The organism is Microbacterium sp. F1-18 (assembly GCF_052921305.1).
This window is the reverse complement of the sequence record NZ_JBREVD010000003.1, coordinates 1-25,516: the sequence shown is the minus strand read 5'-3', so window position 1 is coordinate 25,516 and position 25,516 is coordinate 1. Positions and strand designations below refer to the sequence as shown.

Genomic DNA, 25,516 nt, shown 5'->3' with positions numbered 1-25,516 from the left:
GCGGCGTTGCGGCATCCAGCCCATTGTGCCTCTTCTAGAGTGTCAGCGTGACCACCGATCTGCCTTCGCGAAGCCGTATCGTTCACGAGTCCCTGCGTGCCGCCGGCATCGCCGGCGACATCGTCGTGCTGCCGGATGCCGCTTCCACGGCCGCCCTGGCCGCGGCGGCGCTCGGCGTGGAGGTGGGGGCGATCGCCAACAGCCTGGTCTTCTGGTCGGACGGTGAGCCGCTGCTGGTCATGACCAGCGGCGCGCACCGCGTCGACACGGCGGCTCTGGCCGAGCGCACCGGACGCACCGAGATCAAACGAGCCAGCGTCGATCAGGTCCGCAGTGCGACGGGGCAGGCGATCGGCGGCGTCGCACCGACGGGACATCCCGCGCCCCTCACGACGTTCATCGACGAAGATCTCGAGCAGTACGACGAGATCTGGGCGGCCGGCGGCACACCGCACACGGTCTTCCCGCTGACGTTCGACGAGCTCGTCCGACTGACGGGCGGAACGGTCGTGGCCGTCGCCTGACCCGGATCAGCCCGCGGGTCTGCGCACCCCGGCGCTCAGCTCTTCGGGCTGTCGAAGCTCCACGCGTCCGGATCGGTCGCGGTCGCGACGTCCCAGTCATCGGTCCGCCACGTGAAGGTGGCGACCGCGCACGTCGGCATCCCGCCGATGCCCCCGTTCGACAGTCGCTCGGCGAGCACCGTCATCCCCGGGTCGTGCGCGACGACGAGCACGGACTGCACCCCGCTGCCGCTCGCCGCGTCGAGGAGCACGCGCGCCGAAGCGCCATAGAGCTCGTCGCGCAGGTCCGGTTCGAGTCCGAGCGCGGCGCCGAATGCCGCGGCCGTCGTCCGAGCGCGGAGCGCTGTGGAGGCGAGGATGCGCTCGACGGCGACGTCCGTGGACGCCAGGCGCTCAGCCATCACGGGAGCGTCGCGCATGCCGCGGTCGTTCAGCGGACGGGCGTGATCGTCGAGTGCGGCCGTGCCCCAATCGCTTTTGGCATGTCGCACGAGGATGAGCGTCGTCATGGATTCATCCTCCCGCGCCGAAGACCGCGTGGGCGATCGTGTAGATGACGAGTCCGGCGAGCGATCCGACGATCGTGCCGTTGAGCCGGATGTACTGCAGGTCGCGGCCGACCATGAGCTCGATCTTCTCGGTCGTCTCCTGCGCGTCCCAGCGTTCGACCGTCTCGGTGATGACCGACGCGATGTCGGCGCGGTGGCGGGCCACGAGCGTCGCGGCGGCGTCGATGACGCGTGCATCGATGCGTTGCTGCAAAGCGGGCTCGGTCGCGAGGCGTTCGCCGACCTCGGTGAGCGCCGCCGCGATACGCCGGCGGAGGGGACTCCCGGCATCGCCGAGCGATCGGACGAGCCCGGCCTTCGCGGTGCCCCAGGCCTCGGCGGCGAGAGCGCGAACGCGGGGACTGTCGAACACCGCCGCCTTGGCCGACTCCAGCCGCGCCGCCGTCTCGGTCTCGCCCTGCAGATCCCCGGCGAGACGACCGAGGTAGCCGTCGATGGCCTTGCGTGCCGGGTGGTCGGGATCGCTCCGCACGGCCGCGACGAACGTCAGCGCTTCGCGATAGACGGTGTCGTCGACGAGACGGGTCGCCACCGATGGCACCCACGACGGCAGTCGGCGGGAGACCAGTCCGGTGAACACCGAGCGGTTGGCGATGAGCCAGGTCTCGATGTTGTCGATCGCCAGGTCGACCGCTCCGTGGTGCGCGCCCGCGCCGACGACGCGTTCGAGCCACCCGCCGATCGACGGACCCCATGACGGGGCGAGCAGATGCTCGCGCGCCAGGTCTTCGAGCAGATCCTGCACCTCGTCGTCGCTCAGCGCGGTGAGGATGCCCGATGCCGCCGCCGACGCCTCGGCCGAGACGCGCTCGGCGTTCTCGGGCCGGCGCAGCCACGCGCCGAGCCGCGTCGCGATGCCCATCGACTCGAGCTTGCCGCGGATCACGCCGGCCTCGAGGAAGTTCGTCTCGACGAACTCGCCGAGGGTGCGGCCGATCTCGTCCTTGCGCTTCGGGATGATCGCGGTGTGCGGGATGGGCAGACCGAGCGGATGCCGGAACAGCGCGGTGACGGCGAACCAGTCGGCCAGCGCACCCACCATGCCGCCTTCCGCGGCCGCTCGGACGTACCCGAATGCGGGCACCGTCTGCTGCAACGGGAACGAGACCGCGAAGACGATCGCCATGAACACCAGCGCGCCGAGAGCGACGGCCTTCATCCGCCGCAACCCCTGGCGACGAGCCTGGTCGGCGGGGGAGAGCAGGGAGGTCGGCGTGCGTGCCATCCGGTCATCCTCCCACGGTGGTTCGCCAGCCGGGGCCGGTCACGGCGTATCCTGACCGCGTGATCGACGACATCCAGAAGCGCGCCCTGCGCCGCACGAGCATCCTCGAAGGCCAGGTCCGCGGGCTCGCCCGGATGATCGAGAACGAGGACTACTGCATGGACATCATCGCCCAGTCGCGTGCCATCCAGAAGGCGCTCGCGTCGCTCGACAAGCTCCTCATCGAGAACCACCTCCGCACCCACGTGACGCACATGTTCGAGAGCGGCGGCGCCGAGCGCGAGCAAGCCGTCGCCGAGCTGCTCAAGGCGTACGACCTCGAGACCCGCTGACGGCATCCCGCCCGTCTTGTTCAGCTCTGCTGTCCTTGTCGGGTCGCCAGGGAATGCGGATGCAGCGACCCCAGGACCCGCGGTTTGTGGCGAGTCGACTTGCCGACGGCGAGCCGGGGCGGGTCAGGGGGAGACGGGGCCGAGCCAGGCCGCGGCGACCGTGCTGTGAGCCGACTCGGGGTCGGAGGGGTGGAACATCCCCGCGATGACGTCGCGGTAGAGGCGGCCGAGCTCGGACCGCGAGAAGTACGACGATCCGCCCGCCACGAGCATCGCCTCGTCGACGACCGTCTTCGCCGCGCCGACGGCGCGGTGCTTCAGGCCGCTCAGCTTCGCGAACCACAGTCCGCCGTGGTCGGCCTGCGCATCGATGTCGCGCGCGATCGCCTCGAGCTGCGGCAGCATCCCGTCGTACGTCAGCGCCATCTCGGCGATGCGCCAGCGGATGTCGGGATCCTGGCTGTACGCCAGTCCCGTCTTCTTCGACGTGCGCGACTGAGCGGCGATGACGGCGAGGTCGAGGGCACGTCGGGCGATGCCGGTGTACACCGATGCCAGCAGCAGCTCGAAGACCGAGAAGATGCCGAAGACGAGCGGGTCGGGGCTGGGGCCGGGGGAGAGGCGACGCACGATGCGTTCGGCCGGGGCGACGGCCCCGTGCAGCTCGGTGGTGCGCGACTGCGTTCCGCGCATGCCCACGGTGTCCCAGTCGTCGCGTGTGCGCACGGCATCGCTGCGGTCGACGAAGGCGAACACCAGCTGCGGGGCGTCGGGGCTCGTCGTGTCGAGTCCGTGCAGCCCGAGGTGATCCCACACCGGCGCGAGCGAGGTGAAGATCTTGGTGCCGGTGAAGGCGTACCCGCCGTCGGGCTGCGGTTCGGCGGCGGTGTCGCTGCCGAACAGGACGAGGTCGTTGCCCGCCTCGCTGATCCCGAACGCGAAGACCTCGCCCGCCGCTGCCCCCTCCTGCACGAAACGCAACGCGTCATCGCCCCGATCGGAGAGCACCTTGGCGACGCCAGTCCAGACGAGGTGCATGTTGATCGCGAGCGCCGTCGCGGGCGCGGCTCCGGCGAGCCGCTGCTGCAGGACGGATGCCTGGGCGAGCGAGAGTCCCGCACCGCCGAGCTTCTCGGGCACCAGGATGCCGAGGTAGCCGGCCTCGCGCAGTTCCGCGAGGTCGTCGTCGGGGAAGACGTTCTCGGCATCGACGGCGGCGGCACGCCCGCGGATGCGCTCGAGGAGGCGGTCGGAGAGGTAGCGGGCCGGGTCGAAGTCGCTCACGGCATCCATTCTGCTCCCGCCGCTCCTCGCCCGGTCGCCTGGTGCAGGATGGGGACATGATCTCGACCGACGCCGCACTCGCCCTGCGCGAGGCCGGGCTCGTCTGGCATCCGGCATCCGGCGACCGATTCCAGTTGAACGAGCCGGAGTTCGAGGCCGACATCTTCACCGTCAGCGAGATGACGATCGAACCGCGCCGCTATCCGAGCGGCACGATCCTCGCGTTCAACGGCACGACGGAATGGGCGCTCGACTCCGTCGCGCTCGACGAGGCGCTGTGGCTTCCGCGTGAGGATCAGCTGCGCGAGATGCTCCGCGGCGGATTCCGCAGCCTGCGCCGACTGGCCGACACGCACCGCGTCGAGATCGAGTTCGCCGGCGAGGAGCTGGCGTTCGAGCACCCGCAGCCCGAAGACGCCTACGCGGCGGCCGTGCTCGCGATGCTGCGGCGCGTCAACGACTGAGCGACCGGCGCGGCGCGTGCCGCCTCAGGTGATGGTGTGGACCGGCGCGGTGTCGGGAATGGGCGATGCGTCGCGTCCCCGCAGATCGGGGAACCACCGCACGCAGCTCGCCGCGACGATGAGACCGGCTGCCGCAAATAGCGTGGCGGCGACGTAGGCGCCCTGGGGACCGACGCCGTCGATGAGGAAGCCCGCGATGGCCGACCCTGCGGCAGCTCCGATGAGCTGTCCGGTGCCGATCCAGCCGTATGCCTCGGCCGTCTCGCTGAACTTCACGCTCGCCGAGGTGATGGCGAACATGACCGCGAGTGCCGGAGCGATGCCGATGCCGGCGACCAGCAGCGACCCGCCGAGCCACCATGCGTTGAGCGAGAAGATCGTCGCCGCTAGCCCCACGGTGACGATGAGGAAGCGGCGGGCCATGGCCCAGCGGCCGATCGGGATGTGGCCGAACGACAGGCCGCCGGCCAGGCTCCCGACGGCGAAGACCGCGAGCACGAGACCGGACTCGAGTCCGCCGTGACCGAATGAGGCGACGACGCCCGCTTCGACGGCCGAGCACGCGCCGATGAGGAGGAAGCCGGTCGCCGTCGCGAGCAGGACGGGGGGCTTGAGGAGCACGCGGCCGAGGCTGCGGCGGCTGCGCGGGATGCGCACGCGGCCGAGCTCGGGCGAGGAGATGAACCACGCGCCGCCGCCGATGAGGACGACGACCACGAGCAGGAGGCCCGGAACGGTGCCGGCCTGCAGCGCCACGAAGGTGATGAGCACCGGCGCGATGATCCAGATGATCTCCTGCAGCGAGGCATCGAGCGAGAACAACGGCGTCAGCTGACGCGAGGTCACCATCTTGGGATAGATAGTGCGCACGGCCGATTGCACGGGCGGGGTCGACAACCCCGCGATGAGACCGAGCGCCATGTAGATCCACAGGGGCACGTCGAGCACCGCGAGCAGCCCGATCGCGGCCGCGCACACGACGAGCGTCAGTGTGAGCACGCGCCGCATGCCCCAGACGCCCATCCATCGGCTCGTCACCGGGCCGGCGATCGCCTGTCCGACTGAGGTGGCCGCCAGGACCAGACCGGCGGACCCGTAGGAGCCGGTCACGTGCTCGATGTGGAGAAGGATGGCGAGGCTCGTCATCCCGCTCGGAAAGCGCGCGGTCAACTGTGCGGCGATGATGCGCGCGACACCTGGTGTGCGCAGCAGTTCTCCGTATCCCGCCACCCCTCAACGGTAGCGATTCCCGGGGCGTCTCGGCGACGCCCGGGCGGGTGCCGTCGCGACACGCCCGCGACACGCCGACGCGACGAGATCCGTCGGAATCGGATGTCGATGGGCCCGTCTACCGTCCGACCTGTGGACAGACTCGGTCGCCACGCGTCGGAAGCGCGTAATCACGCGTCGAACCGGGCCTCGATCGAGTCGCGGATCTGTGGATGAAACGGTGGACAAGATGTGTTGTACCTGGGGAGAGCGGTGCAAAACTACAGACTTGTAACTACTACCCCTTGTGGTGCCCCCCGATGTCGGCACCCATATGTAGTATTGAGGCTCCGGCAGGTTCTCAGCCGGAGATGCGTAAGAAGCGAAGGGAAACCACACTCGACATGGCGATCACGGTCTACACCAAGCCCTCCTGCGTGCAGTGCAACGCGACGTACCGTGCGCTGGACTCGAAGGGCATCGAATACGACGTCCTCGACCTCTCCGAGGACCCGGCGGCACTCGAGCGCGTCAAGTCGCTCGGCTACCTGCAGGCCCCCGTCGTCATCACCGACGAGGACCACTGGTCGGGCTTCCGTCCCGACAAGATCGACGAGCTGGCCGCTCGCTTCGCCTGAGCCATGAGCACGGCGGTCGCGACGCGGGCGCCTCTGCTCGTGTACTTCTCGAGCGTCTCCGGCAACACCGCGCGATTCATCGACAAACTCGGACTGCCGGCGCTCCGCATCCCCCTTCACTCCTCACCGACGCCCCTCGTCATGACCGAGCCTTTCGTGCTCGTCACTCCCACCTACGGCGGGGGACAGGGGCGCGGTGAGGAGAAGGGTGCGGTGCCCAAGCAGGTCGTCCGATTCTTGAACGACGTGCGGAACCGCACCCTGCTGCGTGGAGTCATCTCCACCGGCAACACGAATTTCGGCGAGTCGTACTGCCTCGCCGGCGACATCATCAGCCGCAAGTGCTCCGTGCCGCACTTGGACAAGGTGGAACTGTTCGGCACGCCCGAAGACGTCGAGCGCGTGAGCGCAGGATTGGAACGATGGTGGAATCAGCACTGGAAACAGCCTTGACCGATAACGGCTTCAAGGTCGACACACGCTTCGACGGGCTCGACTACCACGCCCTCAACGCGATGCTCAACCTCTACGGCGCGGACGGCAAGATCCAGTTCGACGCCGACAAGCGCGCGGCGCGGGAGTACTTCCTCCAGCACGTCAACCAGAACACGGTCTTCTTCCACTCCCTCAAGGAGCGCCTCGACTACCTCGTCGAGAAGGAGTACTACGAGCCCAAGGTCATCGAGAAGTACTCGCTCGAGTTCATCCAGAAGCTCAACGACTTCGCGTACGGCAAGAAGTTCCGCTTCGAGACCTTCCTCGGCGCGTTCAAGTACTACACGAGCTACACGCTGAAGACCTTCGACGGCAAGCGTTACCTTGAGCGCTTCGAGGACCGCGTCGTCATGACCGCCCTCGGCCTCGCCGACGGCGACGAGAACCTCGCGATGCAGCTCGTCGACGAGATCATCTCGGGTCGATTCCAGCCCGCCACCCCGACGTTCCTGAACACGGGCAAGGCCCAGCGCGGCGAGCTCGTGTCGTGCTTCCTGCTCCGCATCGAAGACAACATGGAGTCGATCGCCCGCGGCATCAACTCCGCCCTGCAGCTCTCGAAGCGCGGCGGCGGTGTGGCGCTGCTGCTGTCGAACATCCGCGAGGCCGGTGCTCCGATCAAGCAGATCGAGAACCAGTCGTCGGGCATCATCCCCGTCATGAAGCTGCTCGAAGACAGCTTCAGCTACGCCAACCAGCTCGGCGCGCGCCAGGGTGCCGGCGCCGTGTACCTGTCGGCCCACCACCCCGACATCCTCAAGTTCCTCGACACCAAGCGTGAGAACGCCGACGAGAAGATCCGCATCAAGACGCTGTCGCTGGGTGTCGTCATCCCCGACATCACCTTCGAGCTCGCCAAGAACGGCGAGGACATGTACCTGTTCTCGCCCTACGACGTCGAGAAGGTCTACGGCGTGCCGTTCGGCGACATCTCGGTCACCGAGAAGTACCGCGAGATGGTCGACGACGCGCGCATCAAGAAGACGAAGATCAATGCGCGCGAGTTCTTCCAGACCCTCGCCGAGATCCAGTTCGAGTCGGGCTACCCGTACATCATGTTCGAGGACACGGTGAACAAGGCCAACCCGATCAAGGGCCGGATCAACATGTCGAACCTGTGCTCGGAGATCCTCCAGGTCAACACCCCGACGACGTACAACGAAGACCTCTCGTACGCCCAGATCGGTAAGGACATCTCCTGCAACCTCGGGTCGATGAACATCGCCCTCGCGATGGACGGCAAGGACCTCGCCCAGACGGTCGAGACCAGCATCCGCGCCCTCACGGCGGTCAGCGACCAGAGCCACATCGCCTCGGTCCGCTCGATCGAGGACGGCAACGACCGTTCGCACGCGATCGGCCTCGGGCAGATGAACCTGCACGGCTACCTGGCGCGTGAGCACGTGTTCTACGGGTCGGAAGAAGGCCTCGACTTCACGAACATCTACTTCTACACCGTGCTGTTCCACGCCCTGCGGGCATCGAACAAGATCGCGATCGAGCGCGGCACGTACTTCGAGGGCTTCCCCGACTCGACCTACGCGTCGGGCGAGTTCTTCGACAAGTACGTCGAGCAGGAGTGGGCGCCGCAGACCGACAAGGTGAAGGGTCTGTTCGAGGGCATCCACATCCCGACGCAGGATGACTGGCGCGAGCTGAAGGCATCGATCCAGCAGCACGGCATCTACAACCAGAACCTGCAGGCGGTGCCCCCGACCGGCTCGATCTCGTACATCAACAACTCGACGTCGTCGATCCACCCGATCGCGTCGAAGATCGAGATCCGCAAGGAAGGCAAGCTCGGCCGCGTCTACTACCCGGCGCCGTTCATGACGAACGACAACCTCGAGTACTACGAAGACGCGTACGAGATCGGCTACGAGAAGGTCATCGACACGTACGCCGCCGCTACCCAGCACGTCGACCAGGGCCTGTCGCTGACGCTGTTCTTCAAGGACACCGCGACCACGCGCGACATCAACCGGGCCCAGATCTACGCCTGGCGCAAGGGCATCAAGACGATCTACTACATCCGCCTGCGGCAGATGGCGCTCGAGGGCACCGACATGTCCGAGTGCGTCAGCTGCATGCTGTGACGGATGCCGGAACCCGAACCAGGAACTGAAGCGATATGACTCCCGAACCGCTCAAGCTCGTCGACCACGTGCAGGCGATCAACTGGAACCGCATCCAGGACGACAAGGACCTCGAGGTCTGGAACCGTCTGGTGAACAACTTCTGGCTGCCCGAGAAGGTGCCGCTGTCGAACGACATCCAGTCGTGGAACACGCTGACGCCCGACGAGCAGACCCTCACGATGCGCGTGTTCACGGGGCTGACGCTCCTCGACACGATCCAGGGCACCGTCGGCGCCGTCTCGCTCATCCCCGATGCGATCACCCCGCACGAGGAGGCCGTCTACACGAACATCGCGTTCATGGAGTCGGTGCACGCGAAGAGCTACTCGTCGATCTTCTCGACGCTCGCCTCGACGCCCGAGATCGACGACGCGTTCCGTTGGTCGGTCGAGAACCCGAACCTTCAGAAGAAGGCCTCGATCGTCATGGACTACTACCGTGGCGACGAGCCGCTCAAGCGCAAGGTCGCCTCGACCCTGCTCGAGTCGTTCCTCTTCTACTCGGGGTTCTACCTGCCGCTGCACTGGTCGGCGAAGGCCAAGCTGACCAACACCGCCGACATCATCCGCCTCATCATCCGTGACGAGGCCGTGCATGGCTACTACATCGGCTACAAGTTCCAGAAGGGCTACGAGCAGCTCTCGCAGCCCGAGCGCGACGAGATCAAGGACTACACGTTCTCGCTGCTCTACGAGCTCTACGACAACGAGGTGCAGTACACGCAAGACCTCTACGACGCCGTCGGTCTGACCGAGGACGTCAAGAAGTTCCTGCACTACAACGCCAACAAGGCGCTGATGAACCTCGGCTTCGAGGCGATGTTCCCTGCGACGGTCACCAATGTGAACCCGGCGATCCTGTCGGCCCTGTCGCCGAACGCCGACGAGAACCACGACTTCTTCTCGGGGTCGGGCTCGTCGTACGTCATCGGCAAGGCCGAGGCCACCGAAGACGAGGACTGGGACTTCTGATTCCAACGAATCGAAGGGGCGGATGCTGCGGCGTCCGCCCCTTCTTTTTCGGGCGATGCTGTCGACAGGGCGCGCAAGCTGGACACCTAAAATACAGGCGGGCCTGGTGCAACACGAGACGCTATATTGAGAGCGGGGGTTACGCATGAAAAATCTGGATGGCACGTTCTCCGCCGCCAACTATTACCGAACCTGGCTCGAACAGGCCCGACGTGGCCGCGATCTATCGGGCCTCCTCGCACCCCTTGCGCCAATCGATGTGCGCCTTCGTGCCCTTCGAGCAGAGCATCGAACGAAACTGCGGGCCGAGCCGGAGCCAAGCCGAGACGCCCTTCGCGTGGCACAAAGGGTTGAGCTTGCCGAAATTTTGGCTGAGCGCAAGGCTGCCATTCACAATACGCTAGCGACATTCGCCCAGGCGGCCGCATTGCGAATTATGAACAATGCGTTTTCCCTTGGCCTCGTGCGAAACTTCGAGAGGAACGGCAAGCTCGTGTATCGCCTGAATGCCCTCGACGACGGCGCTGGCTACTTCCTCATAAAGCAGCTAGAGCGGAACGTGCGCGATGCGTTCGATGTATCAATGCGGGATCGCCACACTATCGTGCGGCGCGCGGCGGCCCTCCTGTCGGACCGTTCCCCAAAGTCATTACTGCGTGCCGACATCTCCGCGTGCTTCGAAAGTATCTCACACTCGGAGCTGAGGCGAATGATCACCGACCAGCCCCTACTTAGTCAGACTACGCGCGAATTCATCAGCAGACTGTTGGATGACTATGCAGCGCTGTCGGGAAACCCCACAGGTCTCCCGCGCGGTGTTGGACTCAGCTCCTACCTCGCTGAAGCCTTCCTGAAGAACGTTGATAGGGAGATATCGACCGAACGAAACGTTACGTTCTATGCGCGTTACGTGGATGACATCCTGATCATCGTGACAGGTTCCGATCATGAGCAGCGTGTTCGATCGATCCGAGAAAAGCTCACCCAGGAACTGAGGGTCCGTGGCCTGTCCAGAAACAGGAGTAAGGAGCGACTCATATCAACCACTGACCGTGCTGGAGAGCGGCGGATATCAGTACTGGGTTACGCCATCTCTGTCGTCATGTCAAGCGGGAAAGTAAAGCTGGATATATCCGATGAGAGATTCCGCGAATATAAGCGGCGTATCGATGTCGCATTTGATCGCTATGCTAGCGCTCCGAGCGTGGCTTCCGAAACTGCGCTAGTGCATCGGGTGAAGTTTCTCACCTCGAACCATCGCTCGTCCTACCCCGGCGGGTCGCGCGCTAACGGCGTGCTCCTATCGCATCGTGCCATGGATGCAGCCGGGCGAAAATTCGAGCTGCTTGACAACTATCTTGCTGAACGTGCACGATTGCATTGTCAGAGTCGCCCCGATCTAGCGTCTCGACTCATGAGCTACTCCTTCTGCGAAGGCTTCGAGAATTCGCGGATGATTCAAATCAGCCCACGTCGCCGGAGGCAAATCGTCTCCGCGTGGAAGGTGTCGACGTGAGATCCATCAAGATGCGTAATCAGCCGCTGAGGGCATTGCTGTCGGATTTCCTCCCATTCGAGTTGCCTGCAGGTTTCTCGAATAGAAGTCTGTACAAGCTCCTGATTTCCGCTCGCGCCAAGTTGAACCCAGAAACCTTCTCGCTCCGCCGTGAGCCCGGAATCGAAGCAGTGCTGAGGTTGCTTTTCGGTCCGTCTTTCCAGCCTGTCGACGAGGTCGGTTCGGACGGGCCGCGAATCGGCGTTCGATGGAAGTACCTTTCAGAGAAAACAGTTCCCTACAAGTTTCGAATCTCGCACGGACTTGGAGGCTTCAGGGAGCTTGCGATTCCCCACCCTGGTAATCAGTTGGCGTTCGCAAGATTTTACCATCGTTACGCAGAACTCGTTACGTATTTCGGGGGGTTGAGCAATTTCTCCGTTCGCAAGCCGGCCGCGGTCGCTCGAATGACCGTTGTGCGCGACGATATCTTCGAGATGCGGCGCGCGGATGCGGGGCAGTCGATTGAGACTGTGACCACAGAAACCGACATACTGCGTTCGTACTTCACATATAGCAAGTATGCGAGCATCAATGAGTTTTTCGAGTCACGCGACTACATCGAGGCGGAGCAGTCGTTCTCGCAAATGCTGAAGCTTGACGTATCAAAGTGCTTTGAGTCCATATACTCGCACTCTATTGAGTGGGCCATCTATGGCCGCGCAACAATCAAGTCGAGCAGGAAGTTGTTTGCTGACTCCTTTCCGAGTGAGTTTGACAAGTTGATGAGGGCGGCAAAAGAGGACGAGACCAATGGGATCTTGATTGGTCCTGAAATTTCGCGGGTTTTCGCCGAACTCGTCATGCAGCGCATCGATCGCGAGGTGGAGCGAGAGATGGTCGGCTTAGGGTTCTCCCTCGGCTCGGCCTATCGCGCATATAGATACGTCGACGACTTCTACGTCTTCTCGAATAGCGCGCGAGTTGCGGACGCGTTCCAGACGTCACTGCGATCGCAACTCCATATATACGGTCTGCATCTGAACGATGCAAAAACTGCGCTCGTGCGAACGCCCTATCTGTCTCCGGTCAGTATCGCAAAGTCTCGCGCGCGGACGATGGCGGATTATTTCACGCTTTCCTTCCCGCAAAAGGATTCGGGTGCGGTGGCTCCCGGGCCTTCTGATCTACCAAATCTGAGGCGTCTGATCTCGGGGTATAAGCTCCTCCTGGCTGAGACCAATGTCGACCCTGAAGAGATCGCGAACTACTTCTTGGTCCTAATCGAGGAGCGGCTCGAATCGGGAATCACGTCGACTGCCGACCAGCTCACTGCCGTGGTAGGCGTCGATGACAAAGCGGCGCTGGGGGATGCGGTGTGCTCGTACATGGGCACCTGTGTAGAGCTGGCGCTCTTTGTCTACTCGGGCTCGGGCCGCGCAAGTGCTGCGGTCAAGGCGGCCCGCATATGTGCTCTTGTTCTGCGGGCGGCGCGCAGCTTCGAACTGAGTAGCGACCGCACGGAGCATCTCAAGCAAGTGATCTTCTCCGAGGTGCGACGCGTCATGGCGCGGTATCCGTTGACGGCGGGTGGTTCGGTCGAATCGCTATATCTCTTCGACGTGATATCTGAGCTGGGATCTCCTTTTCGGCTTTCGCTCGACGAGATTGTCGTGTTTGCCGACGCGGCGACGAGAAAAGGTGCGATCTTGCTCCCGGACTGGATGCACTCGATGGTGGCGCTAGCCTTGCTTCGGAATGTCGGAGGTCACCCCGAACTGGAACCGATGAAACGAGCGCTGGCAAAATGGGCGGTCGAGCGAGTTCATTGGCTGTTGGAACAGGAGGATGATCACGCTGAGCGCGCATTCCTTGTCCTCGATCTCGTCGCCTCGCCCCACATAGCTCGAGCGGACAAGCTCGCGATTCTCAGAGCGCACAAAGTGAAGTCCAGTGTTGACAGCGTTGTGGACGTGTCGAGTCAATGGTTCACCCCGTGGGAGATTCACGACCTTCATTCCGAGTTGCTGCTGAAGCGGAGTCAGCATGTATATTAGGGTTGCGCGCCGACACGGCGGCAACGCCACACACTTGCGCATGGCCCCTACATCGGCTACCGGGGCCGCCTCGCGCGCTGCCTCCACTCGAAATCGTGGCTGAGATCTGTTCTCCCTAGGCCAGCGGCCTACATCAGCTTGTCCGCCAGTGTAAATTGACGCCGTGCCACGCCCACACGTAGGGTTGCGAGGCTGCGCCACGAGGCACGGCATCACCGGAGGAACGACATGACCACGCGCAACGAGCGCCTGATCGCAGCGGACCTGGACCAGTTCCAGCTCCGCAATGAGTCGTACCCTCCGGTGCGAGACGTCTGACACCGCCACTGTCAGAACGCCCCGCACCGCACAGGTCCGGGGCGTTCGTGTGTTCCTCTCCATGCGCCCGTTCCGGACCGTCGTCACAAGGAAAGGAACCATGGAGAAGCTCTCGAACAGGCTGCTGTCGTGGGCGAGCATCATCGACGAGAAGACTCTCGATCAGGCTCGCACCGCCTCGGGCATGCCGTTCATCCACCCGCATCTGGCGCTCATGCCCGATGCGCACCTCGGCAAGGGGGCGACCGTCGGATCGGTCATCCCGACGCTCGGCGCGATCATGCCGGCAGCCGTCGGCGTCGACATCGGGTGCGGCATGATCGCCGTCCGCACGCAGTTCACGAAGTCGCAGCTGCTCGGCCGCGACCTCGGCGCGCTCCGCGAGCAGATCGAACGGGCGATCCCGCTGTCGGCCGGTCGCGACAACCGCAAGATCGTCGCGACAGCCGAGCCGCGCATCGCCGAGCTGGAGGAGCTCGCCGACAAGAACGAGTTCGACCCGGCTCGCTATGCCGGACATTGGCGTAACCAGCTCGGGTCGCTCGGGTCGGGCAACCACTTCATCGAGGTCTCGGTCGACGAGACCGACGCGGTCTGGATGTTCCTGCACTCCGGTTCGCGGGGAGTGGGCAACAAGGTTGCGACGCACCACATCGGAGTCGCGCAGCGGCTCGCCAAGCAATGGTGGATCGACCTGCCCGACCCCGACCTGGCGTACCTCGTCGAGGGAACGGAGGAGTTCCGCCGCTACATCCGCGAGCTCCGGTGGGCGCAGCACTTCGCGCTCCTCAACCGCGAGGAGATGATGGACCGCGTCGCTCGTCAGCTGTCCGAGACGATGGGCGGCGAGGTCGAGGAGCTCGAGCGCATCAACTGCCACCACAACTTCACCGAGAGCGAGAAGCACTTCGGCAAGCAGGTGTGGGTGTCGCGCAAGGGCGCGATCCAGGCGGATGCCGGCCGGCCCGGCCTCATCCCGGGATCGATGGGCACGGCGTCGTACGTCGTCTCCGGGCTCGGGAACCCGCTGTCGCTCAACTCGTCGCCGCACGGCGCGGGGCGGGAATACTCGCGGTCGGCCGCGCGCCGAACCTTCACGCACGATCAGCTGCGTGCGGCGATGGCGGGGATCGAGTTCCGCGACACGGATGCCTTCATCGACGAGATCCCGCAGGCGTACAAGCCGATCGACCGGGTGATGGAGGACGCCGCCGACCTCGTCGAGGTGCGGCACACGCTGCGTCAGCTGGTCAACGTGAAGGGCGATTGAACCGTACTGTCGGCGGTGGAGATCCGCACGTCGGAGGGTGGCGGCTCTCGGGAGCCCGCCCTCCGACGTGCTGACGCCGCGGGAGCACTCCGGCGCGCGGACCGTGGCCTACGCTGACGACATGGATTCCGAGACCCGCGACCGCCCCGGGTACCCCGTGCGTTCGAAGGCTCTCCTCGAGCAGTGGCTGGCCGACTACCTCGCGACGGGACCACGCACGTCATCGTCCTTCAAAGTCGCGGTGCAGGACGAGAGCCTCGGCAAGGACACCGGTCTGGTGATCATGGTTCCGGTCGGGACGCCGGCAGAGGTCTACATGCAACCTGCAGGACCCGACCGCGCGGAGTGGGTCATCACGCTCACCGGGCGCGACGACGACCTGACGATCTCTGCGCAGCAGCTGGCCGGCTTCGCAGCCGAATTGCGCGTCGCGAGCGATCTGTGCGCGTACCTGCAGTTCCGGTCGATCGAGTGGGACCGGATGTCCGGCATGGGGTGAGCCCTTCGTCGCCGCCTCGATCACCGCGCGTCTTCTACGAGATGACCGCACGAACCGCTGCGACAGCCTCGGCCGGTGACCCGTGGAACTCCGGTCCGTGTCCAGGCAGCACCCACTCCGCGGCGAGATCGGCTATGCGGTCCAGCGAGGCGACTGCTTCGGCAGGATGTCGCCGTCGGAGATCTCCTCGAGGGCGGTCAGCCACTGCGGCCGCATCCCCTTCTGCATTCCGTAGGCGGCGAATTCCGCGGAGCAAACCTGCACGTCGGAGGGCGGCTCCCCGGGAAACCGCCCTCCGACGTTCAGACGCCCTCCGGTCAGGCGTCGCCCTGGCCGATGTCGGCAGCCTCGGCGACAGCTGTCTCGTGCGGGCGGCCGAGGTGGCCGAGCGTCCGTCCGGCGGCGGCGAGGATCGCGATCGCGACGACGAGCGCGGCGACGCCGAGCCAGTACGGCGCGCTCGGGGTGAGTGCAGCGGCGAGTGGACCGGCGACGGCGGGAGCGATCGCGCCGCCGATGAATCGGACGCCGGAGTAGGTGCCGCTCGCGACGTTCCGGGGCAGGTCGGTCGCCTCCATGACGGCCTCGGTGAGCGCCGTGTTGAGCACACCGAGGAAGAGCCCCGCGACGATGACGGTGACGATCAGCACGGTGGCGCTGTCGATGCCGATCGCGAGCACGGCTTCGGCGACGGCGAGCAGCCCGAGCATGGTGAACAGCACGGGCCGAAGGCTCAGCCGACGGGTCAGCACGGGAGCTGCGAGCACCGACGTCAGTGCGACGGCGAGTCCCCACCCGAAGAAGACGAGCCCGAGCTCGTGGGCCCCGAATGTCATTCCGGCTTTCGCCGCGGCGGATTCGATGGGGTACGGGCTGTATGCCAGCAGCACGAAGAAGGCCACGTTGTAGAAGAAGGCCGTGAGCGACAGTGTCAGCAGTGCCGGGTTGCGCAACGCGCGGAACGACGCGAGGAACGAGACCTTGGCCGGAGCGGCGGCCCCGGCCGCAGGCGCGGGGGAGCGGAACACCCCGAGGATCGCGAGGAGTGCGACGGCCATGAGCGCGGCGGTGCCGAAGAACGGACCGCGCCACGACACCTCGCCGAGCGCGCCGCCGAGGAGCGGTCCGACGGCGAGGCCGATGCCGAGGGATGCCTCGTAGAGCACGATCGCCTGACGGCTCCCGCCGCTCGCGGCCCCGACGATCGCGGCCAGCGCCGTCGCGATGAAGAGCGCGTTGCCGATTCCCCAGCCAGCGCGGAAGCCGATGATCTCGACCACTCCGCCCGACAACCCTGCCGCGGCGGCGAACACGACGATGAGGGCGAGACCGAGCAGCAGCGTCTTCTTGACCCCGAGCCTCGACGACACCCAGCTGGCGAACAGCATGACGATTCCGGTGATGAAGAGGTAGCTGGTGAACAGCAGCATCGTCTCGGAAGGGGTGGCGTCGAGCTCCCGGCTGATCGCCGGGAGGATCGGGTCGACCAGGCCGATGCCCATGAACGACACGGTGCAGGCGAAGGCGATCGCCCAAACGGCGACGGGCTGTCGCCAGATCGACGCCTTCGCGGTCTCGGCCGTCGCCTTCGTCTGCTCGCCGGTCGTCGACAGTTCTGTGTTCATCGCGCTCGTCACGCGCACCTTCCTCTCGTCGGGGTCTGTCGGGGTCATCGCAGTTCCGGTTCCTCGAGCAGTGCCGCGAGAAGCTCGGCGGCGCGCGCGAGGGTCGACCGGTCGGCGGCGCTCAGCCGCGTCCAGGCGGGGCCCGTGACATCGAGCGCCTGCGAGCGGAACGCCTCGAACTGTCGCCGCCCTTCCGCCGTGATCGACACGAGCGAGGCCCGGCCGTCCTCGGGGTCGGGCGCGCGCTGCACGAGCCCGTCCTGCTCCAGGCGGCGAACGAGCGTCGTCATGGTGGGCTGGCTGACGCGCTGCCACTCGGCCAGGTCGCTCACCCGCGTGGGGCCGAGCTCGTCGAGGGCGGCCAGCGCACGCCACGTTCCCGCGGCGGCGGACGTCTCGACGCGACGGGCCACGGCGCGGTTGAACCTGCTCGACGCCGACATCAGCCGGATGGGAGAGTCAGGGAACTGCATAGCTTGACTATACAACATGCATAGGCAAGCTATGTAAATGGCACCACCTCGGCCGGACGAGACGACCGGACATGACGAAGCCCCCGGCATCCTCCTCGCGAGAGAGGATGCCGGGGGCTTCGCGTGGCGTCAGCGGCCGCCGTTGATCAGTCCGAGCCATTGACCGAACGGCTTCTCGCCGCGGATGTCGGTGTGCTGCTCGTTCTGCTCTTCGTCCGTGATCATGGTGACCTCCCCGCTTCTTCCGTGGAACTCATCATGAACATCCGATCGCACAGATGCGCGGTCCTTGACGAACCGCGTTCGGGGCGTTAGGCGCACGACACAGCTTTTCTCGGTCGCCATCACCGCACGACACAGCCCGCGCCTCCTACAATCGTGACCGTGTCGGAAACTCCTGCCCTCACGCGCGAGCCGCGCTTCAGCCCGGTCATCGCGCTCATCGCCGTCTCGGCGTCGTGGGAAGGCCGGCTCTCCGCAGCCCTGCGCGACCTCGGCCTCTCCACCCGCAAGTTCGGCCTGCTCGGACACATCGGCTCCGAGCCCGGGATCTCATTCTCCGAGCTCGCCCGCCGCTCTCACATCACGGTGCAGTCCGCGCACACCGCCGTGCGCACGCTCGTCGACGAAGGGCTGGTCGCCGACGCGACGGCGCACGCCGGCTCGGCATCCGATCTGCGCATCACGGCGAAGGGCATCGCCGTCATGGAGCAGGCCCACCAGCGGCTGCTCGAGCTCGACGCCACGCTGAGCGACAACATGCCGGGCCTGGCCTCGTCGATGGACGGCATCCGCGCAGGAATCGTCTAAGTCCGCTGGATAGGGTTCGAGGGTGTTCCGAACCCCGCTGACCGCATTCCGCTCGCTCGCGATCGCCGAGGCCTTCTCGTGGACGCTGCTGATCCTGGGTCTCGTCCTGCGTTCGGCCTTCGACCTCCCGATCGCCGTGACGATCGGCGGTGGCATCCACGGATTCGTGTTCCTCTGCTACGGCGCGACCGCGGTCCTGGTCGCCTGGAACAACCGCTGGTCCATCGTGCCGACGGTCTGCGCCGTCGCCGCGGCGGTGGTTCCCTATGCGACGGTTCCGACGGAGATCGTGCTGCGCCGCCGCGGGCTCCTCGACGGCGAATGGCGCACAGAGGCGACCGATGACCCGCGCGACCAGCGCGTGCTGGACCGGTTCTTGCGGTGGTTCGTGCGGCGCCCGGCGGTGCTCGCCGTCATCCTCGCCGTCGGCATCATCGCCGCGTACATCGTGCTGCTGGTGATCGGACCTCCCGGACGGGCGTAGCGTGATCGGATGCCGCGCATCGTTGCCCGCTTCGCCCTCGCCGCCCTGTTGATCGTTGCCGGGTCCGCTCATCTGACCGTGCTCCGGCGGGGATACCGCATCGCGGTGCCCGACTGGGCGACGCGGCTGCTGCGAACCGACAAGGACATGATCGTCGTCGCCAGCGGCGCGGTGGAGATCATGCTCGGCGCGGGGCTCGTCGCTCTGCCGCGCGAGCGACGACGGGTCGCCGCCGCGATCGCCGCCTTCTTCGTCGCCGTGCTCCCGGGCAACATCCACCAGTGGCGTATCGGAGCGTCGGCTCCCGGCCTCGACACCGATGCCCGCCGCTTCGGTCGCCTGTTCCTCCAGCCCGTGCTCGTCGCGTGGGCTCTGTGGGTGGGCGGCCCCGGAGCGGACGCGCCCGGGTCGCCGCGCTGAGACCGCAACAGACCGACACGGAATTTCTCGTGGAGGGCGCGCGTTTGGTTGCCTGTCATGGTGAGCACATCCGCATCCGCAGCAGCATCCGTCTCGTCGGCCGAGTCCGACTACCGAGCCTGGGCGGCTTTCCGTCGTGAGTCCGTCGCGGCTCCGCAGGGATCGCTCGCTCTCGTGCTCACGCACTGGTCGGCTCCGGGCGAGCCCGCCGTCGACGACGAGGCCGCCCGCGCGGGCCATCCGGTCGATGCGCTGCTCACGCGCCTCCAGCGCACCGACATCGAGACCGGCCTTCCGCAGGAGGGCTACCGCATCTGGCGTCAGGACTCGCCCGCCAACGAGGCGTTCGAAGACATCGAGCGCTGGGACTACGACCCGGCCTGGGTCATCGAGGGCCGCTTCGAGCTGGTCGACGAAGACCGCGTCGTGCCGTTCGAGCACATCAAGGACGGTGGCGCGACGCGCGGCCTCCCGGTCTCGGGCGACCTCGTCTTCGAGATCGGCGGCGCCGAGTACCGACTCGCCGCGTTCGACACCAACTATGGCGGCCCGAAGCTGCACCTCGTCTTCGGTGACCAGACCAACGGCGCTGAGTCCTATGGAGCCGGCCGGTTCCTCTTCCTCGACCACCCCGGCGCGACGGGCGACCTCGCTCCCGGGGACAGCATTCCGGTGACGGTCGACTTCAACCGGGCTGTCGTGCCGCCGTGCGGGTTCTCGAACCAGATGAACTGCCCCCTCCCGCCGCTTCAGAACCGCCTGCCCTTCCCGGTTCGCGCCGGCGAGAAGAAGGTCCGGTTCGCCGGCGACTTCTCCCTCTGAGTTCCCCCTGCACCATCCCGATACGGCGGAGCGCCCGCACCTCGCTCCGCCGCCCCTCCACACAGCAAAGGAACACCCGTGACTTCACGCGGCTTCTCCCGGATCGTCGCCGCCACCGCGGCAGCGACGGCCGGTCTTCTCGTCCTGGCCGGATGCTCCGGATCAGCTGACCCCGCCGGTTCCGCCGGCGCCGCCGACCCGAGCGCTCAGATCGTCGTCGGATCGCAGAACGAGCCGACCAACCTCGACCAGATCTTCGGTGGATCGTCGGGGGTGACCGAGGTCTTCACGGGCAACGTCTACGAGGGTCTGTTCCGCATCACCGACGACGCGCAGGTCGAGCCGCTGCTGGCGGCCGAGACCACGGTGTCGCCCGACGGCCTCGTCTACACCTTCACCCTCGAGGACGCCACGTTCCACTCGGGCAAGGAACTGACCGCCGATGACGTGAAGTACAGCCTCGAGCGCTTCGTGGGCGACGAGTCGATCGCGGCGCGCAAGCGCCAGCTGAGCGTGATCGACACCGTCACCGCGGTCGACGACAAGACCGTCGAAGTGACCCTCTCGCAGCCGTCGATCAGCTTCACCTACAACCTCGGGTACGTCTGGATCGTCAACGAGGATGCCGGTGACCTCACGGCCACCGCCGACGGCACCGGACCCTACGAGCTCGGCGATTACCGCAAGGGCGACTCGATCACCCTCGACGTCAACGACGCCTACTGGGGCGACGCGCCGGCCAACGGCGGCGTGGTGTACCAGTACTACGCCGATCCGACGGCGCTGAACAACGCGCTGACGACCGGGGCGGTCGACCTGGTGACGAGCCAGTCGAACCCCGACAGCATCGCGGAGTTCGAGGCTGCCGGCTTCCAGATCATCGAGGGCACCTCGACGACGAAGGAGCTGCTGGCGTTCAACGACCGCATCGCTCCGTTCGATGACGCGCGCGTGCGCAAGGCGATCTACTCGGCGATCGACCGCGAGAAGCTGCTCGACGCCATCTGGGACGGCCGCGGCGAACTCATCGGATCGATGGTTCCGCCCTCCGAGCCCTGGTTCATCGACCTCGCCGACAACAACCCGTACGACCCGGCATTGTCGGAGAAACTCCTCGCGGAGGCCGGCCAGGCGGGCGGCTTCACCTTCACGGTCGACACCCCCGACTCGGGCGTCCACTCGACGGTCGCGGAGTTCCTGAAGTCGGAGCTGGCGAAGGTCGGCATCACGCTGAACATCAACATCATCACCGATGACGAGTGGCACCAGAAGGTCTACACCGAGAAGAACTTCGAGGCGACGCTGCAGGGCCACGTCAATGACCGTGACATCAACTTCTACGGGAACCCCGACTTCTACTGGGGCTACGACAACGCCGACGTGCAGACCTGGCTCGCCGATTCTGAGGCCGCGGCCTCGGTCGATGAGCAGACCGAGCTGATCAAGAAGGCGAACCAGCAGATCTCGGACGACGCCGCGAGCGTCTGGCTCTACCTCAACCCGCAGCTGCGCATCGCGGCCGAGGGAGTGTCGGGTGTGCCCAAGAATGGACTGAACTCGCTGTTCTACGTCTCCGACATCACGAAGGCCTGATCTCCATCACCCGGTATCTGATCCGACGGACAGGATTGCTGCTGCTGGCGTTCGCGCTGGCGGTGGTGATCCTGTTCGTCGTGCTGCGTGTGCTGGGAAACCCGGTGTTCGCCCTGATCTCGGTCGGGGCGACGGATGCCGAGATCGCGGCCGCTGCGGCGCGACTCGGCGTCGACCGGCCGATCCCGGAGCAGTTCCTGGCATATCTCGGTCAGCTCGCGAGCTTCGACCTGGGGCGGTCGTTCACCAACAACCTGCCGGTGGGCGACGAGATCCTGCGGCGGCTGAACGTCACCCTGCCACTGACGCTCATCGCCTTCACGCTGTCGGTGCTCATCGCGGTCCCCGTGGGCTTCATCGCCGCGTGGAAGGCGCGCACCTGGTACGGAACCGCCTTCTCGGCCGTGTCGCAATTGGGCGGAGCCGTTCCGGTGTTCTGGGTCGGCATCCTGCTGGTCGCGGTCTTCGCGCTGAACTGGCGGCTGTTGCCGGCCGGTGGCTTCCCGCGCCGCGACTGGGAAGACCCCGGTGCCGCGCTCGTATCGCTGACACTCCCGGTGCTGACCATCGCGCTCGTGGCGGGCAGCGACCTGGCACGCTACGTCCGAAGCGCGACGCTCGACGTGCTCGGCCAGCAGTACCTGCGCGCGGCGCGCGCGACGGGACAGAGTTTCGCCACCGCGATCTGGCGCCACGGCGTGCGCAACGGGGTCGTTCCGCTGATCTCGATCCTGGCGATCCAGTTGTCGACGACGTTCGTCGGCGCCGTCATCATCGAGCGGGTCTTCGCCCTCCCTGGTCTCGGCGACATGCTGCTCGTCGGCATCAAGGAGCAGGACTTCCCGAGCGTGCAGGGGGTGCTGCTGTTCTCGACCGCCCTGGTGCTGCTGCTCGGGTTCGCGGCCGACATCGCGCAGCGCCTCATCGACCCGCGGCTGCGCGACACGATCTCGGGCAATCGCAGAGCGAGGGCTGCGGCGTGACGGCGACGACCCTTCCCGATACGGGTACCGTCGCGGTTCCCGAGCGCAGACGCCCTCGACGCCGGCGCTCGGTGAACCTGGCCGTCGGCGGCATCCTGTTCGGTGCCATCGCCGTGATCGGCCTGATCTCGTTGTTCTGGACCCCGTTCACCTTCGACGACACCAGCGGCGGCCGGCTGCAGCCGCCGTCCGCCGAGCACTGGGCCGGAACCGACCGGCTGGGGCGCGATCTTTTCACGCAGCTCATGATCGGGGCGCGGCTCGCCCTGACCGTCGGCTTCGGGTCGGTGCTGATCGCGGCGATCATCGGCATCGCTGTGGGGCTCACCGCGGCAGTCGCCCGCCGATGGGTGGACGACGCCCTGACGAGCCTGCTCGACATCGCGATCGCGTTCCCGACCCTGTTGCTGGCGATGCTGATCGTCGCCTGGCGCGGCGCGTCGGTCGAGTCGGCGATCCTCGCGATCGGCCTGGCGGGCTCCGCGGTGATCGCACGGCTCACCCGCATCGCGGCGACGCGCGTTCTCGCGATGGACTACGTCACGGCGGCGCGGACATCGGGAACGGGAAGGGCCGGAATCGTGTTCCGGCACGTGCTGCGCAACGTCTGGCCCACCCTCATCGTGCCGCTCGCCCTGCAGTTCGGCGGAGCGGTCGGCGCCGAGGCGTCGTTGTCGTACCTCGGGCTCGGCTCGCCGCCGCCCAACGCCTCGTGGGGTCGGATGCTCGAGGAGGCCCAGAGCACGGTGCTCGTCTCGCCCACGGCGGCGATCCTTCCGGGGGTTCTGCTGGTCGCCTTCATCATCGGCGCGAACCTGCTGGCCGACGGCCTCCGCGACATCGCCGACCCGACGACGAGGAGCATCGGATGACCGCCGCGCTGACCGCATCGGGCCTCGGCATCCGGATCGGCGATGATCGCACGCTCGTGCACGGCGTCGACGTGGCGCTCGAGCCCGGTGAGCGCCTCGGCATCATCGGCGAGTCCGGCTCGGGCAAGTCGCTGACCGCGCTCGCGATGCTCGGCTTGCTCGCCTATCCGCTCACCTCGTTCGGTTCGGCGACGATCGCGAGCGCCGACGGCACCGTCGAGGTCGTCGGAACCCCGTCGCGCCGGCTCGACCGCGTCCGCGGTCGCACCATCTCTGCCGTCTTCCAAGAGCCGCTCGCCTCGCTCGATCCGCTCATGCGGGTGGGCAAGCAGCTGGCGTGGCCTCTGGCGAAGCACCGCGGCCTGTCGGGCGACGAGCTCCGGCGCGGAGTGCTCGACGCCCTCGCGGATGTACAGCTGCCCGATCCGGAGCGCATCGCGCGGTCGTTCATCCACGAGATCTCGGGTGGTCAGCGGCAGCGGGTCGCGATCGCGCTGGCGCTGGCGGCGGGACCGAACATCCTCATCGCGGACGAGCCGACGACTGCGCTCGACGTGACGGTCCAGGCCGGCATCCTCGACCTGCTCCAGCGCGAGGTCACCGAGCGGGGGATGACCCTGATCTTCATCAGTCACGACCTGCCGGTCGTCTCACGGATCGCCGATCGCGTGCTCGTGATGCGCCACGGGCGTCAGGTCGAGCTCGGTGAGACTGCGCAGTTGCTGCGGTCTCCCCAGCACGAGTACACCGCGCAGCTGGTCGCCGCCTCGCGCGCACTCGACGATTTCCTGCCGGCGAAGGAGGACCGATGACCGCCGAGGGCAACGCGACGCTCGCGCTCGAGAACGTCGACTTCGCCTACGGGCGTCGAGACGCGGTCCTCCATGACGTTTCGCTGTCACTCGCTCCCGGCCAGACGGTCGGTCTCGTGGGGGAGTCGGGTGCAGGCAAGACCTCCGTGCTGCGGGTGCTGTTGGGTCTGGCCTCGCCGACGGCGGGGCGCGCGCTGTTCGAGGGAGCTCCGATCCGGCCGGGCGACCGGGCCCAGATGCGCTCGCTGCGCCGGGCGGTGCAGCCGGTGTACCAGGACCCGTTCTCGTCTCTCGATCCTCGGATGACGGTGGGGCAGTCGATCGCCGAGCCGCTGCGCTCGCTGGGCATCACGCGAGATCGGCGTCGGATCGACGCGCGGGTCGCCGAGCTGCTCGCGGCCGTGGACCTCGACGATGACGCCGCCGGCCGCTACCCCGACGCGTTCTCCGGTGGACAGCGCCAGCGGATCGCGATCGCCCGCGCGCTCGCGCCGCGACCACGGTTGCTCCTCGCCGATGAGCCGGTGAGTGCTCTCGACACGTCGGTGCGCATGCACGTCATCGAACTGTTCCAGCGCCTCGCGGCAGAGCAGGGCATCGGCATGCTGCTGGTCTCGCACGACCTCACGATCGTGTCGGCGCTGTGCGAGCGGATGACGGTTCTCCGGGCCGGTCGCGTCGTCGAAGAGGGCCCGACATCGCGACTGCTCACCGCACCGGCCGACCGCTACACCGCGCAGCTCGTCGACGCCGTGCCGCGTCTACCCCCGGAATGACGCGGATCCGCGGCCGCGACACGCCCGGGATGTCGCGCCGCTTTGCCACGATGCCGGGAGCCGCGTAACTTATTACTTGTTCGCCCCACAGGGAAGAGCGAGAGGGCCGGAAGGTCCCGCCTCCCTCAAGCGGAGAACAACCCGAAACAGACGCTTCCGAGCGTCGCAGGTCGATGACCTGCCACAGGGTCCCCATCACACCTCCACACCACACTCGGTCTCCGGGTCTGGTTCTGGAACAGGCCGTGGTGGGGTATGGTTGTGAAGTTGCCCTCTGGGCTGGCTGTGAGGTCAGTTGGGGGAGCGTCCGATCCTTGAGAACTCAACAGCGTGCACTTGTCAAATGCCAAATAACCTC

Annotated in this window: 26 protein-coding genes; 20 read left to right on the top strand and 6 right to left on the bottom strand. The window is 66.4% G+C overall.

Going from position 1 to position 25,516, the window contains the following annotated elements; all coding sequences use genetic code 11:
• Window positions 1–47 precede the first annotated feature (47 nt).
• Window positions 48–524: a YbaK/EbsC family protein gene (locus tag ACU6RU_RS08775; protein ID WP_289329742.1), complete on the top strand. Its 477-nt coding sequence runs from the start codon at window positions 48–50 to the stop codon at window positions 522–524.
• Window positions 525–559: 35 nt separating this feature from the next.
• Here ACU6RU_RS08775 and ACU6RU_RS08770 read toward each other — a convergent pair whose 3' ends face one another.
• Both ACU6RU_RS08770 and ACU6RU_RS08765 read right to left on the bottom strand, forming a co-directional pair.
• Window positions 560–1,033 carry a SixA phosphatase family protein gene (locus tag ACU6RU_RS08770; protein ID WP_289329741.1) on the bottom strand — a complete coding sequence of 158 codons (474 nt, stop codon included), beginning with the start codon at window positions 1,031–1,033 and terminating at the stop codon, window positions 560–562.
• 4 nt (window positions 1,034–1,037) lie between these two features.
• A complete protein-coding gene (locus tag ACU6RU_RS08765; RefSeq protein WP_289329740.1) occupies window positions 1,038–2,318 on the bottom strand; it encodes a DUF445 domain-containing protein in 1,281 nt (426 codons plus the stop codon).
• A gap of 59 nt (window positions 2,319–2,377) precedes the next feature.
• Between ACU6RU_RS08765 and ACU6RU_RS08760 the strand changes: the two genes are divergently transcribed.
• On the top strand, window positions 2,378–2,650 hold the full coding sequence (locus tag ACU6RU_RS08760) for a metal-sensitive transcriptional regulator (protein WP_120265194.1): 273 nt from the start codon (window positions 2,378–2,380) through the stop codon (window positions 2,648–2,650).
• Window positions 2,651–2,773: 123 nt separating this feature from the next.
• Here ACU6RU_RS08760 and ACU6RU_RS08755 read toward each other — a convergent pair whose 3' ends face one another.
• Window positions 2,774–3,943 carry an acyl-CoA dehydrogenase family protein gene (locus ACU6RU_RS08755; protein WP_446726333.1) on the bottom strand — a complete coding sequence of 390 codons (1,170 nt, stop codon included), beginning with the start codon at window positions 3,941–3,943 and terminating at the stop codon, window positions 2,774–2,776.
• Between the two features lie 47 nt (window positions 3,944–3,990).
• Here ACU6RU_RS08755 and ACU6RU_RS08750 point away from each other — a divergent pair, with 47 nt between their 5' ends.
• Complete coding sequence (locus ACU6RU_RS08750; RefSeq protein WP_289329738.1) at window positions 3,991–4,398, top strand: pilus assembly protein CpaE; 408 nt, start codon at window positions 3,991–3,993, stop codon at window positions 4,396–4,398.
• Window positions 4,399–4,422: 24 nt separating this feature from the next.
• On the opposite strand, the gene ACU6RU_RS08745 is transcribed toward ACU6RU_RS08750, so the two are convergent.
• A complete protein-coding gene (locus tag ACU6RU_RS08745) occupies window positions 4,423–5,628 on the bottom strand; it encodes an MFS transporter (protein WP_446726332.1) in 1,206 nt (401 codons plus the stop codon).
• 383 nt (window positions 5,629–6,011) lie between these two features.
• On the opposite strand from ACU6RU_RS08745, the gene nrdH reads away from it, so the two are divergent.
• From nrdH to ACU6RU_RS08705, 8 genes are all read left to right on the top strand, one after another.
• On the top strand, window positions 6,012–6,245 hold the full coding sequence (nrdH, locus tag ACU6RU_RS08740) for a glutaredoxin-like protein NrdH (RefSeq protein WP_023954603.1): 234 nt from the start codon (window positions 6,012–6,014) through the stop codon (window positions 6,243–6,245).
• A 3-nt stretch (window positions 6,246–6,248) separates the two neighbouring features.
• Entirely contained in the window at window positions 6,249–6,698 is a 450-nt protein-coding gene (nrdI, locus tag ACU6RU_RS08735) for a class Ib ribonucleoside-diphosphate reductase assembly flavoprotein NrdI (protein WP_023954602.1), read from the top strand.
• The gene (gene nrdE, locus ACU6RU_RS08730; RefSeq protein WP_289329736.1) at window positions 6,668–8,836 is read left to right on the top strand and encodes a class 1b ribonucleoside-diphosphate reductase subunit alpha; all 2,169 of its coding nucleotides are present in this window, start codon (window positions 6,668–6,670) and stop codon (window positions 8,834–8,836) included. Before nrdI ends, nrdE begins: the two co-directional genes overlap by 31 nt.
• A gap of 35 nt (window positions 8,837–8,871) precedes the next feature.
• A complete protein-coding gene (nrdF, locus tag ACU6RU_RS08725; RefSeq protein WP_120265132.1) occupies window positions 8,872–9,849 on the top strand; it encodes a class 1b ribonucleoside-diphosphate reductase subunit beta in 978 nt (325 codons plus the stop codon).
• 145 nt (window positions 9,850–9,994) lie between these two features.
• Window positions 9,995–11,365, top strand: a complete 1,371-nt coding sequence (drt3a, locus tag ACU6RU_RS08720; protein ID WP_446726331.1) for an antiviral reverse transcriptase Drt3a — start codon at window positions 9,995–9,997, stop codon at window positions 11,363–11,365.
• Window positions 11,362–13,401 carry an antiviral reverse transcriptase Drt3b gene (gene drt3b, locus ACU6RU_RS08715; RefSeq protein WP_446726330.1) on the top strand — a complete coding sequence of 680 codons (2,040 nt, stop codon included), beginning with the start codon at window positions 11,362–11,364 and terminating at the stop codon, window positions 13,399–13,401. The genes drt3a and drt3b overlap by 4 nt, the downstream gene beginning before the upstream one ends.
• A 418-nt stretch (window positions 13,402–13,819) precedes the next feature.
• Window positions 13,820–14,989, top strand: a complete 1,170-nt coding sequence (locus tag ACU6RU_RS08710) for an RtcB family protein (RefSeq protein ID WP_446726329.1) — start codon at window positions 13,820–13,822, stop codon at window positions 14,987–14,989.
• A gap of 121 nt (window positions 14,990–15,110) precedes the next feature.
• Window positions 15,111–15,488, top strand: a complete 378-nt coding sequence (locus ACU6RU_RS08705) for a hypothetical protein (protein WP_446726328.1) — start codon at window positions 15,111–15,113, stop codon at window positions 15,486–15,488.
• Window positions 15,489–15,805: 317 nt separating this feature from the next.
• Here ACU6RU_RS08705 and ACU6RU_RS08700 read toward each other — a convergent pair whose 3' ends face one another.
• Both ACU6RU_RS08700 and ACU6RU_RS08695 read right to left on the bottom strand, forming a co-directional pair.
• On the bottom strand, window positions 15,806–17,113 hold the full coding sequence (locus ACU6RU_RS08700; RefSeq protein ID WP_446726630.1) for an MFS transporter: 1,308 nt from the start codon (window positions 17,111–17,113) through the stop codon (window positions 15,806–15,808).
• A 44-nt stretch (window positions 17,114–17,157) separates the two neighbouring features.
• Window positions 17,158–17,586 (bottom strand): MarR family winged helix-turn-helix transcriptional regulator, encoded by a 429-nt coding sequence (locus ACU6RU_RS08695; protein ID WP_446726327.1) that lies wholly within the window; start codon window positions 17,584–17,586, stop codon window positions 17,158–17,160.
• Window positions 17,587–17,970: 384 nt separating this feature from the next.
• Here ACU6RU_RS08695 and ACU6RU_RS08690 point away from each other — a divergent pair, with 384 nt between their 5' ends.
• From ACU6RU_RS08690 to ACU6RU_RS08650, 9 genes are all read left to right on the top strand, one after another.
• Window positions 17,971–18,396, top strand: a complete 426-nt coding sequence (locus ACU6RU_RS08690) for a MarR family winged helix-turn-helix transcriptional regulator (protein ID WP_112617533.1) — start codon at window positions 17,971–17,973, stop codon at window positions 18,394–18,396.
• A gap of 22 nt (window positions 18,397–18,418) precedes the next feature.
• On the top strand, window positions 18,419–18,880 hold the full coding sequence (locus ACU6RU_RS08685) for a DUF3817 domain-containing protein (protein WP_120265136.1): 462 nt from the start codon (window positions 18,419–18,421) through the stop codon (window positions 18,878–18,880).
• A 9-nt stretch (window positions 18,881–18,889) separates the two neighbouring features.
• Window positions 18,890–19,300 carry a DoxX family protein gene (locus ACU6RU_RS08680; RefSeq protein WP_120265137.1) on the top strand — a complete coding sequence of 137 codons (411 nt, stop codon included), beginning with the start codon at window positions 18,890–18,892 and terminating at the stop codon, window positions 19,298–19,300.
• A gap of 60 nt (window positions 19,301–19,360) precedes the next feature.
• Entirely contained in the window at window positions 19,361–20,122 is a 762-nt protein-coding gene (locus ACU6RU_RS08675) for a DUF1684 domain-containing protein (protein ID WP_446726326.1), read from the top strand.
• A 78-nt stretch (window positions 20,123–20,200) separates the two neighbouring features.
• A complete protein-coding gene (locus tag ACU6RU_RS08670; RefSeq protein WP_446726325.1) occupies window positions 20,201–21,715 on the top strand; it encodes an ABC transporter substrate-binding protein in 1,515 nt (504 codons plus the stop codon).
• The gene (locus ACU6RU_RS08665; protein ID WP_446726629.1) at window positions 21,712–22,698 is read left to right on the top strand and encodes an ABC transporter permease; all 987 of its coding nucleotides are present in this window, start codon (window positions 21,712–21,714) and stop codon (window positions 22,696–22,698) included. The genes ACU6RU_RS08670 and ACU6RU_RS08665 overlap by 4 nt, the downstream gene beginning before the upstream one ends.
• Complete coding sequence (locus tag ACU6RU_RS08660; protein ID WP_446726324.1) at window positions 22,695–23,570, top strand: ABC transporter permease; 876 nt, start codon at window positions 22,695–22,697, stop codon at window positions 23,568–23,570. Before ACU6RU_RS08665 ends, ACU6RU_RS08660 begins: the two co-directional genes overlap by 4 nt.
• A complete protein-coding gene (locus tag ACU6RU_RS08655; RefSeq protein WP_120265141.1) occupies window positions 23,567–24,382 on the top strand; it encodes an ATP-binding cassette domain-containing protein in 816 nt (271 codons plus the stop codon). Before ACU6RU_RS08660 ends, ACU6RU_RS08655 begins: the two co-directional genes overlap by 4 nt.
• The gene (locus tag ACU6RU_RS08650; protein WP_446726323.1) at window positions 24,379–25,158 is read left to right on the top strand and encodes an ABC transporter ATP-binding protein; all 780 of its coding nucleotides are present in this window, start codon (window positions 24,379–24,381) and stop codon (window positions 25,156–25,158) included. Before ACU6RU_RS08655 ends, ACU6RU_RS08650 begins: the two co-directional genes overlap by 4 nt.
• The last annotated feature ends 358 nt before the right edge of the window (window positions 25,159–25,516 follow it).